The organism is Paenibacillus sp. DP01, from assembly GCF_044784315.1.
Taxonomy (GTDB): Bacteria; Bacillota; Bacilli; order Paenibacillales; family Paenibacillaceae; genus Paenibacillus; species Paenibacillus polymyxa.
The window spans coordinates 2,149,411-2,163,969 of the sequence record NZ_CP173059.1 but is presented as its reverse complement, the minus strand read 5'-3'; the positions used below and the strand labels follow the sequence as shown (position 1 = coordinate 2,163,969).

At 45.5% G+C, this 14,559-nt stretch carries 12 protein-coding genes; 2 read left to right on the top strand and 10 right to left on the bottom strand.

Annotation, left to right across the window (positions count from 1 at the left end; translation table 11 throughout):
• Positions 1–67: 67 nt before the first annotated feature.
• The 10 genes from ACH59B_RS09750 to ACH59B_RS09705 form a co-directional block, all read right to left on the bottom strand.
• On the bottom strand, positions 68–706 hold the full coding sequence (locus tag ACH59B_RS09750; RefSeq protein ID WP_017425768.1) for a GDSL-type esterase/lipase family protein: 639 nt from the start codon (positions 704–706) through the stop codon (positions 68–70).
• Positions 707–775: 69 nt separating this feature from the next.
• Positions 776–1,198: a GNAT family N-acetyltransferase gene (locus tag ACH59B_RS09745; RefSeq protein ID WP_017425769.1), complete on the bottom strand. Its 423-nt coding sequence runs from the start codon at positions 1,196–1,198 to the stop codon at positions 776–778.
• 41 nt (positions 1,199–1,239) lie between these two features.
• Positions 1,240–1,794, bottom strand: coding sequence for a nucleotidyltransferase family protein (locus ACH59B_RS09740; protein ID WP_017425770.1), 555 nt, complete (start codon positions 1,792–1,794; stop codon positions 1,240–1,242).
• Between the two features lie 21 nt (positions 1,795–1,815).
• On the bottom strand, positions 1,816–3,069 hold the full coding sequence (locus ACH59B_RS09735; protein ID WP_017425771.1) for an MFS transporter: 1,254 nt from the start codon (positions 3,067–3,069) through the stop codon (positions 1,816–1,818).
• 34 nt (positions 3,070–3,103) lie between these two features.
• Complete coding sequence (locus tag ACH59B_RS09730; protein WP_017425772.1) at positions 3,104–4,837, bottom strand: ATP-binding protein; 1,734 nt, start codon at positions 4,835–4,837, stop codon at positions 3,104–3,106.
• 49 nt (positions 4,838–4,886) lie between these two features.
• Positions 4,887–5,951, bottom strand: coding sequence for a B12-binding domain-containing protein (locus ACH59B_RS09725; RefSeq protein ID WP_017425773.1), 1,065 nt, complete (start codon positions 5,949–5,951; stop codon positions 4,887–4,889).
• Between the two features lie 182 nt (positions 5,952–6,133).
• The gene (locus ACH59B_RS09720) at positions 6,134–6,595 is read right to left on the bottom strand and encodes a MarR family winged helix-turn-helix transcriptional regulator (protein WP_013309820.1); all 462 of its coding nucleotides are present in this window, start codon (positions 6,593–6,595) and stop codon (positions 6,134–6,136) included.
• A 197-nt stretch (positions 6,596–6,792) separates the two neighbouring features.
• Positions 6,793–7,242, bottom strand: a complete 450-nt coding sequence (locus ACH59B_RS09715) for a VanZ family protein (protein WP_017425774.1) — start codon at positions 7,240–7,242, stop codon at positions 6,793–6,795.
• On the bottom strand, positions 7,242–7,910 hold the full coding sequence (gene rpiA, locus ACH59B_RS09710; RefSeq protein WP_016819237.1) for a ribose-5-phosphate isomerase RpiA: 669 nt from the start codon (positions 7,908–7,910) through the stop codon (positions 7,242–7,244). The genes ACH59B_RS09715 and rpiA overlap by 1 nt, the downstream gene beginning before the upstream one ends.
• Positions 7,911–7,970: 60 nt before the next feature.
• Positions 7,971–8,441, bottom strand: coding sequence for a GNAT family N-acetyltransferase (locus ACH59B_RS09705; protein WP_017425775.1), 471 nt, complete (start codon positions 8,439–8,441; stop codon positions 7,971–7,973).
• A 467-nt stretch (positions 8,442–8,908) separates the two neighbouring features.
• Between ACH59B_RS09705 and ACH59B_RS09700 the strand changes: the two genes are divergently transcribed.
• Both ACH59B_RS09700 and ACH59B_RS09695 read left to right on the top strand, forming a co-directional pair.
• Entirely contained in the window at positions 8,909–10,678 is a 1,770-nt protein-coding gene (locus ACH59B_RS09700; RefSeq protein WP_016819213.1) for a methyl-accepting chemotaxis protein, read from the top strand.
• A gap of 144 nt (positions 10,679–10,822) precedes the next feature.
• A complete protein-coding gene (locus tag ACH59B_RS09695; protein WP_404303637.1) occupies positions 10,823–14,518 on the top strand; it encodes an amino acid adenylation domain-containing protein in 3,696 nt (1,231 codons plus the stop codon).
• Positions 14,519–14,559 lie beyond the last annotated feature (41 nt).

Here is a 14,559-nt window from a genome sequence, read left to right as displayed (position 1 = left end):
GTTCCTACTGCCATCATAAGCCTCTTTCTTTCATATACTTTGTCCGATCCGAAGCATCCGCTCACACTCATCGTAACGGCGCATAACCAAGTCGACTCAGTTCTTCCGCAATCACACGATAACCACGGCTATTCGGATGTATCCGGTCCAGCGAAAGCAATGCCCGTTCATTGCCTTCGAACGCGGGATAAATGTTCGCTACCCGGTAATTGGGTCCACCCAATGTATAGAGAAACGAGTTGAATTGGCGTACATATACTCCCGCCTCTCTTATCCCTGGAAAAGGATTATATAATCCCACCATTCGGATGATAAATGGCTCACGCTGACCGGACTTTATTTGATACAGGGCATGTACAATTTGGCGTACATGTTCTTTGGTATGATTCAGTGCTTGTGGAATGGAAGAACCTGAAGAGCCTGGGCCTCCAGCAAGTGTACTGATATATGGACGTAGATCATTGCCGCCGATCGTCACCGTTATGAGTTCAGCCCGATTGATTGCTGACCGAAAAAGCGGATTGTTGCGAACCATAGACAGCAGCTCCTGCGATGTCAGTCCGTTGATTCCCAGATTCTCGTAACTGACTGGTGTACGGAGATATCTTTCTGCCATTTGCCGATAGACAGGTACAAAGCCGCCACCTAGCAACGTCCCTGCACCTGTCGTTAAAGAATCTCCAATCGCTGTGTAGTGATACGCCAATGAACCCCACCTCCCTCCGACATAACATATATTATGTAGAAAAAAAGGAAGCGGGACCCGGAGATTCGCTTATTCTTCGTCTATTTCATATACACAATGAAATTGCCCACCATCTGGCAAATCCTCTGATCCATATACAGCAAACCCCACGTTGCGGAAGAAATCTGCCCCCTCCGCATCTGTATCCACCATAAGTCGCTTCGGGCTACGCTCCTTAATAAGTGTAAGCAACATCCCTCTGCCGTAGCCTCTATGACGATTTTCAGGCAATACAGCCAGATGATGGAGCACAATCGTTCCATCCTCCCGCTCCTCAAAACCGACAACACCTACAATAAGTCCTTCATCTTCCACACCGAACAACTTCCATTCATCCGAGGCTTGATAAGCACGCAAAGCTGCCTCTCCGCGTTCAGGATGATCTAGCACGGCGTAGGTAAGCAGCTCCAGCACCTCCTCACGAGCTGAATCTGGTTTTATATTTTTAAACATCGTTAGTCGTCTCTCCTTACAATCTGAAATGAGATTACACTTTAATTTTCCACAATAAGCAACGGCCAGTTATCTAGCCACTGTTTTTCAAATACACGCTGACGAAAAGCCGTAGTGTGACGGAACAATGGGCTTTGACGTACCCGCATATCCAGCAGATCTTCCAGCCCATGCGGACAAATGACCTCCATTTGATCCTTGGCATTCAATCGAATGGCTACAGCAGTTGCCGTCTCTGGCCAGCGACTCATCGCATCCTCTATCGAGGAATACGGAGCCTCCCCATTGCGAATATGCATCCGAGCTTGATTTTTGACAGACCAGTTGCGTCCCGCCTGTTTACGATTCAAGGACTGCTCCAGAAATTCATCTCGTTCCTCTAGCGTATTTTTGGGGTCAAAATAAATAACATCGATATCGTTTAGTGGTGTAGCTGTTGTATAACCATGTAGCTTGTCCCACACACGGTTGCGTACATAGCCCGCGGCTATACAACCTTGCGGAAGCTTCAGCTCTCGCACATAGCGCAAGTCTTCCAAGACCTGTGGATCATTCATATATTGTATGATTCGTAGCACATTTTCTTCCGACTTCATCCTGTACTCAGCCCCCTTTTTTTATGATGACAGTTGCTGCACAGACTCTGCTCCTTGAGCCGCGAATCGGGCTGTACGCTGCGCCAAACGGCGGCGTGCGACCAGCAGGAAGGGAATACCGATCACAACCGACAGTGCAACCGGAACAAACACGGCAAGCGGTGCCGTTTGACCATAGACATCCAGCAACCAGCCACCAAATAAAGGAGCCAGTACACTACCCAAATTATTAAAGCCGATCGTACCGAAGTAGGTCCCTTTATATTGAGCATCAGCAATTTGATCAATCAGTACGTCCAGCATCGTGAACAATAATACTTCGCCTATTGTAAACAGCACCATATCCAGTATAAACATCCAGCCTGAGTTTAGCATACCGCACAGCAGCAAGCTGACCGCAATACATATATTCCCTGCTATTAAGGAATTCACTGGAGAAAAGCGGCTTGCCAGCCGCACCAGTGGATACTGAAAAGCCAATACGCAAACCGCGTTGACCGTTAGCATGTATGTAAACCACCGGGTACCTTCCTCGAAGGACAACGATAAAAATTGAGGCATTGTCGAATTGGAATGGGCATAGCCCATTACGCAGAATACAGTTCCCAACAGAATCGGCATAAATATGGGATCCCTACTGGCTGTTCGGAACGCCTCGCCTATCCGCAGCGGAGCCTCTCCCGCTGTTGTGCCTACATGCAGATCCGATGCATACCGAGTAAACTGGATCAACAGCAGTACCCCGTACAGAGCATACACACCAGCGGCTACCATGAACGGCGTACCTGTAGATGCCGATCCCAACATCAAACCAAGCAGCGGTCCTGCCACCACACCAACATTAATCGCCGCATATCTCATGTTATAGACAAGCAATCTCTTCTCCTTGGGGGTTACATCGGATAATAGCGCCCGCGAAGTTGGCTCGAACAAGGATCTGCACAGTCCATTCAGAGCATTAATGACAAAAAAGGCCCAAGCCGCTTCTGCCAACGCAAAAGCGACAAATACAAGCGCCCAACTCGCAATGGATACCAGCATGACCTTACGTCGTCCGATCCGATCTGAAATATATCCACCGTAAAAGCTGGCAAAAATGCCAACCAGCGAGCTGACCGATACGATCACCCCCGTATGAAAGGGGGTGACCCCCAGACGGGTGGTCAGATAAATAGACAAAAATGGGATGCTCATAGAGGTCGCCATCCGACCAAAAATCGTACCCGCTATAATTGTCCAGGCCAGCGGGTGAATGGAACGCAGCTGTTCTTTCATATATATATTTTAGGTCCTCCTTCTAGGTACAAGTCTAACAAGGGGGAGACAGTCTCGACTGGTGAATATAACGTTCCAGTTCTAAACACGTTGTCTGATAGACAGACTGGAGCGCAGACAACTTCCCTTGTACATTCTCAAGTCGGTTCTCCCGTGCAAGCTGTTCAATATCAGACAGCAATTTGGACAAACGCCCGACACCCAGACTCACGCTGCCTGATTTCAACTCATGAGCAGCCTCTACTACTTTTGTGGCTTCGCCCGCAGCAACCAGTTCTTTTAACTTGTTGATTTTGGCAGGTGTATCACTGGTATACATTTCGACCAATGACTCAAGTAATCCCGTGCTACCATCCTCGTCCAGCAGCATGATCTCACGAATAACATCCTCATCCAAAATAGGCTCAGATTCCGGAATGGGTAGCCATTTGGCCAGCTTTTCTGAGAGATTTTCAATCGTCACTGGCTTCATCAAGTAATCGTTCACACCAATCACCCGCCCACGAGCCTGGTCTTCCTCGGACACATTTCCGGTCAAAGAAATGATCGGCACAGGCGGCTGTTGGTTTTCTGCTTCCCACTGGCGGATCGCTTTCGCCGCATCATGACCATTTAGCAAAGGCATATGATGATCCATTAGAATGCAGGCGTAGGATCGTTCGGAGGCCGCTCTTACTGCAGCTTGTCCATCCTCGACAAAGTCAATATGCTGAAATCCCAGGTGGTTAAGCTGTAATTGCACTACTTGACGATTCACCCGATTATCCTCTGCTACCAAAATAGCTTGAGAATGACTATGCTCACGAAGCAACTCGCTACGTACCGTCAATTCACCATTTTCATGTTCTTCTATTTCAACTGCCTGTCCTGATACCTTCCTGAAGGGAATTTCAAACCAGAACGTGGAGCCTTGGCCTTCTTCGCTAACGACCCCAATCTCTCCCTGCATAAGTTTCACAAATGAGCTGCATATCCACAGCCCCAGTCCCGTTCCTCCATATTGGGAGGCGCTGCCTTCACCAGCTTGCACATAAGGCTGAAACAGCTTGTCCTGATCCTCCGCTGAAATCCCGATGCCCGAATCCTGCACCTCAAAACGAACACGTTGGGAATCTTTAGTTTCCTCAACCAATTTTGTCCGAACAACAAGGTTCCCTTCGCTTGTAAATTTATTTGCATTGTTCAACAGATTAAGCAAGATCTGCATAATCCTTGCCGAATCTCCTTCGAGATGCTCTGCCACGGCTCGATCAGTCTCTATACTCAACTGGTTGCCCATCTGATAAATTTGCGGCTCCAACAACTGGGCAACATGGCTCATAATCGCCTGAACTCTGACATTTCCGATCTCTAACTCCATCTGTCCTGCTTCTACTTTGGATATATCGAGCAGATTATTAATCATGTTTAGTAGCAGAGAGGCCGACTCACGTATCACACCGATGGCCTGCCGCTGATCTGGAGATAGTTTGGATGAAGCTAACATTTCGATCATCCCCAAAATTCCGTTCATTGGCGTTCTAAATTCATGACTAACCACGGCGAGAAAAGTGCTCTTCAGGTCATTAGCCCTTATCGCTTCTTCCTTTGTCCGCTTTAATTCCGCATTGCTTTTGGCAAGCTGACGCTGCAGATTGACCAGTTCGTTGTTCATTGCTGAAAATTCATTCAGCAGCTTTTCTTCCTCAGCCTTGCTTTTCAGAACCTCATCCGTTAATTGTTCGACCGTTCTCCGCAGGACAGCCATTTCTGCTGTCGGTTCCTTCATATTAAAAGGCCCCCTTTACAAAATGACTTACGGGTTGCCAACACTAACATTATCTCTTGAGCGAAAGTATGTCCTCTGCTACCTCCAGCGCTTCCTCCGCACCTGGTGCATATCCATCGGCTCCCACTTCCTGCCATAAGTGTGAATCAAGATTAAAGGGCAATCCACCGACCATAATTTTCACATGACTTGTAGTTGTATTTTGGCGGATCACAGTAATCAGCTTTTTCACCAGATGGACATGGTAAGCCATGGTAGCTGAGATAGCCACCACATCTGCGTTGTAGCTCACAATGGCCTGAAGCAGACTCCGATCAGGTACATTGGCACCTAAATAGTACGTATCCCAGCCATCCATCTCGAAGATATCAGCCAGCATACGCAGACCTATTTCATGCTGCTCGCTGCCTACACATGCTGCTACGAGGCTGCGTCCCTTATTTCCAGCACCTATCCATCTGGGATACAGACTGGAAATAATAAACTGAGTCGCGGCAGTACAAAAATGTTCTTGACCAACCGTAATTTTGCCTTCATGCCACAGACGACCTATTTCATATTGCGAAATTTGAAAAATATATTTATAAGTATGTTGAATAGACATACCTTCATCTAGCAAATGGATGATCCAATCCAAAGCCTGTCTGCGATTACCAAACAGTAAATATTCCAAATATTGAGCCACATCGGCAGCATAGGGATTATCATCTGTAATAAAAGAGGCGTACTCCTCTTTCTTCCCAATTTGCTGTATCCCCAATTCCAAATGCTCCAGCACCACCGTTTTTTCCCTGTGATGAAAGTGCTCTACCAATGTCTCCCGAATTAATTGAAAATTGATGATCAAATCTTCTTGGGTTATGCCGAAACCTTCTAAAAGTCTCTTTAACCAGGAAACATAATACGTAAATAAAATAGGACTGCTCACGATTACACTTTCAGCTAAATAGTTCAAACTATATAAAGAGTCCTGTTTTGTCTTTATTTTACCGTTGTCCCCAAAGCGCTCCAAAAGATCTGGCTGTAATTCGTATTGTTTGTGGGTAACTAGCTCAGCCAAATCTCCTGCTTGCATCAATAGCGACTCACCTGCGGTATATTGCTGTATACTCATGTACAGCTCCTTCCCCGACAAGGTATTTGTATATGAAACAGGTTCTAGGGATGACCTCAGATCGAGACTATTAGACAATTATACCTGATTTGCGTCCCCACTGCCCAAAATTAGACAAAAAAATAAAATACCGAAAAGTCGGTATTTTATCTTAAAGCTGATTTAACCAGAAAATGCAACACTTATGATCCGTTACTCTTCTGTCCCTCAGCTGTTAGTCCAAGCTTTTTTAGCAGATGAATAGCCTGCTCCTTCTCTTCCACGGATAAGCCATCCACAGTCTCCATAATAACACGATGATGCTGCGGGAATATTTGCTCAAAAAAATGACGTCCATCATCAGTTAATTCTGCATAAATTACACGCCGATCATCTTGTGACGCACGGCGGGTAAGCAGGTTTTTTTTCTGGAGTTTATCCACCACATACGTAATATTCCCGCTGGAGATCAGTACCTTTTCTCCAATCTTCTGCAAAGGCTGCGGTCCGCGATAATACAAAAGGTCAAGCACACCAAATTCAGTTGTATTTAATCCATGACTATGAATGTCCCGATTCGTGCGAGACGTGACCGAATTATAGGCACGAGCCAGAACAACGAACAAATTAAGCGCTAAGTCCTGATCATCTGGTTTTACAGACATATTAACAGCCTCCGTTACTCATATCTTTATTCCAAGATATCTTAATTGCGTACTTTTGTCAAGTTTAAGCGCTTCCCTTCCTGCTTTTACAGTCTGTATTGAAGGAATTACCATCTATTATGCGAAAGTTGCCGTTCATTATGTAAAAAAGCCTGCCCTCGACCAGTCATTAAATACTGATATCGAGAGCAGGGCGATTATGATTCAATTCTTAATTTCTTACGTAAAAATACGTAGGCAACACGTCCGCATAATACTCCCAGTACATTCAGTATGATGTCATCCACATCCATCGTACCTGCGCCCAGCAGCATTTGGGTTACTTCGAGAATGACCAATGCGGCCACCACCACTAACAGCAGCCTGCCTACCCTTCGCATAGATACCCAAATGATCGGCAAAAGAATACCGAAGGGAATGAACACACCAATATTCCCAAGCAAATTAACACCCCATACCCGAAAAGGGGAAGAATGCATGGCCCGCCAGTATCGCCCGATCGTATCCAAGGGAACAACATTATATGAATACGGAGGTCCTGGACGCAGCGTGCGACCAAAACCGAGAAACATCCAATATAATAGAAGCCCTGTATATAATATCAATAACACGAATGCTACATTATAAAACAGACGGTTACCAGACATTATTTATTCCGTACGTCAATTTGTCCATTAGCTCGTGCGATAATAACTTGATCCGCCATGTTAATGAACAGTCCATTATCGACTACACCCGGAATCTGATTCAAGCGAATTTCCAGTTCCTGCGGGTTCTCGATTGTACCATAGCGGCAATCGGCAATATAATTTCCGTTATCCGTAAGGAAGCGCTCGCCGTCTTTCATACGCCATTCCGCTTTACAGCCTGTCTGCCGCAGAGCCTCTAACGTCCATTCACTGGCAAAAGGCACCACCTCGACCGGCAAAGGGAATGCGCCCAGTACCTTCACATCCTTGGACTCATCCACAATAATGATTAATCGATCGGTATTGCTTTCCACAATTTTCTCTCTCAGCAGAGCACCGCCTCCACCTTTTACCAATACCAGTTGCTCATTCACCTCATCTGCACCGTCAATGGTAACGTCAAGCCTCCCAATCTGATCAAACGGAATGATGGGAATTCCCAGCTCCCTGGCCTGATCCTCCGAGGCTTGGGATGTAGCTACAGCCTGTATATGTAATCCTTGTGCCACACGCTCTCCGATTTTTTGAATAGCCCAATAGGCTGTCGAGCCTGTACCAAGTCCTACTTTCATACCTTCCTGAATCGCCTCAACTGCTTTTTCGGCCGCTTTTTGCTTCAAATTCATTATCATCTCTCCCGCTATATAGGCTAGTGTTGATCAACATCTATTTTATATGAGAACGCTTTATAAAGACAGAGACAGCTTTTTACCATAACAAAGACTATTTTCATCGTGTTCATACTCCCCAAATCGTTCAATAGGTTCGTATCCCTGCTTGGTATAGAAGGCAATTGCTTCAGGTTGAGCTGCTCCAGTCTCTAGATTAATCCTTACTACTCCCCGCTTTCTGGCTTCCTCTTCCAGAAAAGATAATAGGCTAACTGCAATTCCTTGTCTGCGATAAGAGGAATCAACATAAAATCTTTTAAGCTCCATCTCTTCCGCATCTATAGGCCTAAGCCCTCCGCAAGCAACTGGTTTTTCATCCATATACACAACAGCGAAAATCATATTTTTAACTTTCGGGTTGGAAAAATCAACCAAGTAAATTTGATCGGCAGGATACCTCTCCAACAAGTCTTCATCCAGCCTGCGAATCAAATGATGCAGATCCGCATGATCGCTCTCAACCTTTAAAATCGTAAACCTCGACACTTTTCTCATCCCTCTTCTCTATACATAGATACATGGACTCATTTCGCGAACAAATCACGAAAACCGCGATAAATCAAGCATTCGCGGCTTCAAATATGAAAAATGTCCCAAATTGATAAGTGCATTTGACTCTATTATAAAGTATGATGGTTTCTGTTGAATAGTTGCTTATGGACTGAAATGAACTCGAATTTCAAGCAGGAGTATAAATTGGAAAATACTGAAATACACACAACCTTTACCTATTAAAAATTAATTTTTTATTGCGTTAGGTATTCATTTCATGAGCTTTTTGTACGACATATATATAGGGATATCATACTTGTCTGAAAAAGACTTAAGACCTATTTCTAAAAAATCAAGGGTCAATTATCTCTATTTATTGTGTTTGTAAGGGGGACTTGATTATCTCATTCGATAAGCGGTTCAACACCATATACAAAAATACTACCAGGGAGTGGAACATTTTGAAAAAGTGGAGTAGCTTATCATTCTTCACCAAAAACTTATTATTATCCTTCTTCAATATCGTATTGATCGGGCTAGTCCTTATTGTGTCTAGCTATTTGATCCAACGTACGATTTTGATTGACCAATTGCATGGGCAAGTGGAAAAAATCACATTGAAGTGGGCGCAGGGCATTAATTCCGATGAAGTATCCCAAGCGGTTCAAGAAAAAAATTATGATGGACCCATTCAAACTAAACTTCGTACCTATCTAGATAACATCATGGCAACGAACCCGAATATCTCTCACGCCTATATTTTCGGAACAGAGCTGGAAAATGGCAATCAGACATCCATTGTCGCCATGCCAACAGATCTGAGAGAATCATTTGAGAAAGATAAAATGGGTGTCGGCGCTATGTACGAGCAACCCAATGTCGTAGCTGTAGGCGTAACTAGCATGCTGGACTCCGGCAAACCTACATTCACCAGTTTTTACGATGACTCTTTTGGTACATGGACGACTTTGATGACGCCGATTAAAGATCCTAGTGGCAAAATCTTTGCCTATTTTGCTGTCGATGCTGATGCCGGTGCTGTACCTGCCGGATTGACCAAGCTGCTCATTAGCGGCGCCACCATTTTGGTGATATTCCTACTGATCTGCCTGGCGCTTCAATATTGGGTAGTAAAACGCACACTATCTCCGATTAAGCAACTGATGTACGGTATCAGTGAAGTAAGCAGAGGAAATCTGGATGTTCAAATTCATGCTGGCCAAGATGACTTGGGGCTCGTGAATCAGAACTTCAACGATATGGTAAGCCATATTAACAGCATTATGACCAAAGTGAAGCAGACTACTGATGAAGTCAATGAATCTGCGAAGGAATTACTCGCAATCTGTGAGCAAAACGGAATCAATTCCAACATCATCAACCAAAATATCAATGAAATTACGGATAATATCCGTTCACAGGAAAAAGCGACAGGCGATAGTGCACGAGCTATGGCTGAAATGGCATCAGTCATTCAAAATATTGCTACAAGTTCTTCCAATGTGGCGGAAGAAGCCAATTCGGTAGAGAAGCGTTCGAATGAAGGTAACGAGATTGTAGATAAGGTATCATCCCAAATGCATTTGATTACCGATTCAGTAACGAATACTTCCCGTATCATCAAGTTGCTGGACAGCCGTTCACAGGAAATTGGCAATATCATTAGCACCATTTCAGGAATTTCTAGCCAAACGAACCTGCTCGCCCTGAACGCTTCTATTGAAGCTGCGCGTGTCGGTGAAGAAGGTAAAGGCTTTGCCGTTGTGGCCAATGAAGTACGTAAGCTGGCAGAACAATCTGCGGAGGCAACTAAACAAATTACGTCTCTGATTGAAGAAATTCAAAGTGAAATCGGACAAGCTGTGAATTCGATGGAGCAAGGGAACGTTGAAGTTCAAAACGGTATCGTCGTTGCTGGACAAGCAGGCGAGTTGTTCAATGATATTCTTCAAGCAACTAAAAATCTAGCATGGCAAATCCAAGAAGTATCCAGTGCTACGGAGCAAATATCTGCGGGGACACAGGAAATGACCGCGACAGCAGACGATCTTTCCTCCACCGTAACCAAAACAGCCAATAACAGTGTTCACATTATGCAAACGGTAGAGGAACAAAAAGCCTCTTTGGATTCTATCATTGAGTCATCCCATAAGTTGACGTCCATGTCTGAAGAGCTTCAAGAAATTACATCTTATTTCAAAATTGCAGACACAAACCGTACCAAATCATAATATCCATTTATCGATTTCAATGCATATTTCATAAGTAAGTCGTTCTGTGATGCCTCCCTCCTGTTCATCCATTTGAAGGGATCGGAGGCATTTATTAGCTTCATCACTTATATTGAAACATCAAACATTCAGGAGGTTAGCGTAATGGCTTCATTACTACAAAACAGCACACAGACAGCTCCATCCCCATTCCTAGTTCCCTTGGATTTTGCACGTATACAGCGCAAGTATACATCCTCTACTTATCAAGTAGAGTTAGAAACATCCATCTCGGAACAACTGAATCAACAAAACACTGCGGAAGACAAACAAGCAGTGCTCTTATCAGCGTATACTGCATGGTTATATCGTCTATCCGCAGAGGAAGAAGTTTCTTTCTCTACTTTTGTGCCTCAATCCGGTCTGCTTACAGCATCGTTGACAGTTGAAAAGGAAACGACTTTTCATGAACTGGCAAGCTTATTTCAGGAGATGCTCCGTGAGCCTCATGCATTCCTGGCAGAACCGCAAGCTGATACTTCATTTTCAACAACACTTCCTACAGACAGCGGTGTAGAATCCCGTATTATGGACTGGGCTGTTCGTGATAACAATGGCACTTATCAATTACAGATTCGGTATGATCAATCACTCTTGCTGGAAACAACGGTGATTCGCTACGCAGAATACTTTGCAACCCTTCTGCGAGGCGCGCTCAACAACAGCCATGCACTTGTAAATTCCATTGACATATTATCGGACGCAGATCGAGCTGCTCACGAAGCTTTAAATGATACCGTCGTAAAATATCCTGAGCATCAGACGATTCACGGAATGTTTGAAGAAGCGGCTTCCCAGTACCCTGATCGTCCAGCTATTGCTTCCCATACTGGGGAGTATACGTACCGTGAATTGAACGAGCGTGCTAACCAAGTCGCACGTGTTTTGTTATCCAAAGGTCTCACCAAAGGTGAATTCGTGACCATCTTCATGGAACGAAGCTTGGAGACCGTTATTTCCCTGCTCGGCATCCTAAAAGCCGGAGGCGTGTACGTTCCTGTTGATCCCGCTCACCCTGCTGACCGGAGTAGCTACATTGTCGAGGACACGCGTTCTCCATTTGTCTTAACAACTTCCGCACTCACCCAACAAGCGGCTGAACTATGCGGGTCCATTGAAACCGTAAAAGAAATATTAGCTATTGACGGACCACTGGCAGGTTATGCAGCAAGCAATCCAAACATTGAAGTAAGTCCAGATGATCTAGCTTATGTCATCTACACCTCCGGTTCTACAGGCAAACCAAAAGGTGCCCTGATCGCTCACCGCGGTGTCGTTAACCTAGGAGCTGTCGTACAACGCGATTGTGACATTACGCCTCAGGATGTATTGACCCAATTCGCCACCTATAGCTTCGATGCTTCTGTATGGGATACGATTGGAGCCTTGTTTTACGGTGCAAAATTGTACTTGCTGTCTTCCGAAGAGCGCGTATCTGTTGAAGAATTCGCTGAAGCCATCGAACGTACGGGCACGACAATTATTACTATTTTGCCAACCGTATTCTTTAATCAGCTATCTACGTACCTGTCAGATGAAGGTTATCGTAAACTCGCAAAAGTTCGGATTGTTACTGTAGCAGGCGAAGCACTGTATGGCTCACAAGTTCGGGCGTTCCAAAGCAAATTCGGTACAAACACAGACATCGTAAACGTATACGGACCTACCGAATGCACCGTAGCGACGACGACCCATCGAGTCCGTGGTGCCGTACCTGAGCATGTTGTTAATATCCCGATCGGTAAGCCGATTTACAATTACAAAGTGTACATCGTTAACGACGATAACAAGCTCTGCCCAGTCAATATTCCGGGTGAAGTATGTATTGCTACGCCTGCGTTGGCCCACGGCTATCTCCATCAGCCGGAGCGTACAGCCCAATCGTTCGTGGACAATCCTTTTGTCCCAGGTGAAAAAATGTACCGTTCAGGTGATATTGCCAAGCTGCTGCCAGACGGTACGATTGAATACGTAAGCCGGAAGGACTCGCAGCTCAAAATTCGGGGGAACCGGATTGAAATAGGAGAAATTGAAGACCATTTCTCCAAACATCCAGGTGTTCAGGACGTAGCTGTTGTCGCCGTCAAGGATCACACAGATCAGAACATGTTAGTGGGCTATTTCACCACTTCGGACGGACAGTCCATTCCACAGGACGTTATACAGTCTTATATTGGAGGCAAGCTGCCTTCCTATTTTGTACCAACCCATGTCATTCACCTGGAAGCTATGCCTATTTCACCAACTGGCAAGATCGATCGTAAAAAGTTGGCTCTGCGCCCACTTCCTGAAGTGTCTGATCTTACGTCCGGCGGAGAACCTCTCCGTGAAGGAACTGAAACACTCATTGCCGAAGCATGGACACAAGTGCTTGGTAAACATAACATTGGCGCGACTGATGATTTCTTCCTGATCGGAGGCGATTCGCTTCGTGTCATTCATGTGCTGGCTATTTTGAAGCCGCGTTATGGCGCGCTGCGTATTGGAGACTTCTTCCGCTACAAAACTGTTCGTGAGCTTGCTGAATACGTGGAGCAATTAGGTACAGAACAAGCGCCGCAGCGCAAGTCACTCGCGATTTCTCGGGAAAAAACAGATTTGAATGAACATCCTATTGAGTTGCCTGGCGCTTCAGATTTAGCTGAAATCCGCGACTTGCGCGTGATTTTGTTAACCGGAGCCACAGGATATCTGGGTTCACACATTCTGTATGACCTGCTCCACCAGACAGAAGCCAAAGTATACGCAATGGTACGCCCTTCTCAGGACGGTCCATCTGGCTTTGAGCGTATTCAATCCGTATTGACAGGATATTTTGGTCAAGATATCTCCAGCTTGATGGAAGGACGGGTCAAGGCTGTCTATGGCGATTTAGAGCAAGCGGATCTGGGTCTCTCTTCTGTCGATCGCCATATGCTAGAGCACCACATCGACGGTATCATTCACAGCGCCGCTGACGTTCGCCATTTTGGTGATTCGGCAACCTTCGATCGCACGAATGTGACCGGAACACTGGAACTGCTAAAAATCGCTCAAGCTAAGCCAGGAGTCTCCTTCCATCATGTTTCCACCATGGGAATACCTGAGGATCTTGCAAACGAAGGAAAATGGGAATCGACATTAGAGTTCTCTGCCTTCCCAGATGAACTGAACGTGGACAACCTGTACACGAACAGTAAACTTGCGGCAGAGAAGTTATTGTTCCAAGCAGCTCAAGCAGGTACACCTGTCTCGATCTACCGTGCGGGTAATTTGACAGCCCATTCGGCCAACGGACGCTTCCAACGTAATATCGATAGCAATGCTTATTATCGTATGATGAAGGCGATGCTGCTGCTGGGCAAAGCTCCACAAGCCGATTGGCATACAGACTTTACACCAATTGATTACGCCAGCCGTGCTATCGTAGAACTGTCCGTCAAACAAAAAAGTGCGAACCGCATTTTCCATATCTGTAATCCGAACCCACTGCCATATGATGAACTGATCGCTATGGTAAACCAGCTTGGTTACGCAGTAGAAACGCTGCCTTTTGACGATTACAGCGCTTGGCTGCTGAATCCGTCTTCTGGCATTCAGGAAGATGCACTTCACCTTGCTATGGGACAACTCGAAGGTGATGGTGCCAAGGATTCAGCTTACCGTTACGGCTGCTCTGTAACCACAGCTCTGCTGGAACAAGCTGGCGTACAGTGTCCGGTAACCAACCTGGAGTTTATTCGCAATATGATCCAGCATGCGGTCGAGATCGGTTACTTCCCGGCCTCATCTTCGGTATCTGTACAAGCAACACAGAGGTAACAAAGTTGTGATATTTCCCCCGCGTGTTTTCGGTATGATAG

Bases quoted from the DNA above. Each gene is read 5' to 3' on its own strand.
- ACH59B_RS09730 (WP_017425772.1), bottom strand. From the start codon at position 4,837: ATGAAGGAACCGACAGCAGAAATGGCTGTCCTGCGGAGAACGGTCGAA.
- ACH59B_RS09745 (WP_017425769.1), bottom strand. From the start codon at position 1,198: ATGTTTAAAAATATAAAACCAGATTCAGCTCGTGAGGAGGTGCTGGAG.
- rpiA (WP_016819237.1), bottom strand. From the start codon at position 7,910: ATGAATTTGAAGCAAAAAGCGGCCGAAAAAGCAGTTGAGGCGATTCAG.
- ACH59B_RS09715 (WP_017425774.1), bottom strand. From the start codon at position 7,242: ATGTCTGGTAACCGTCTGTTTTATAATGTAGCATTCGTGTTATTGATA.
- ACH59B_RS09720 (WP_013309820.1), bottom strand. From the start codon at position 6,595: ATGTCTGTAAAACCAGATGATCAGGACTTAGCGCTTAATTTGTTCGTT.
- ACH59B_RS09740 (WP_017425770.1), bottom strand. From the start codon at position 1,794: ATGAAGTCGGAAGAAAATGTGCTACGAATCATACAATATATGAATGAT.
- ACH59B_RS09695 (WP_404303637.1), top strand. From the start codon at position 10,823: ATGGCTTCATTACTACAAAACAGCACACAGACAGCTCCATCCCCATTC.
- ACH59B_RS09725 (WP_017425773.1), bottom strand. From the start codon at position 5,951: ATGAGTATACAGCAATATACCGCAGGTGAGTCGCTATTGATGCAAGCA.
- ACH59B_RS09735 (WP_017425771.1), bottom strand. From the start codon at position 3,069: ATGAAAGAACAGCTGCGTTCCATTCACCCGCTGGCCTGGACAATTATA.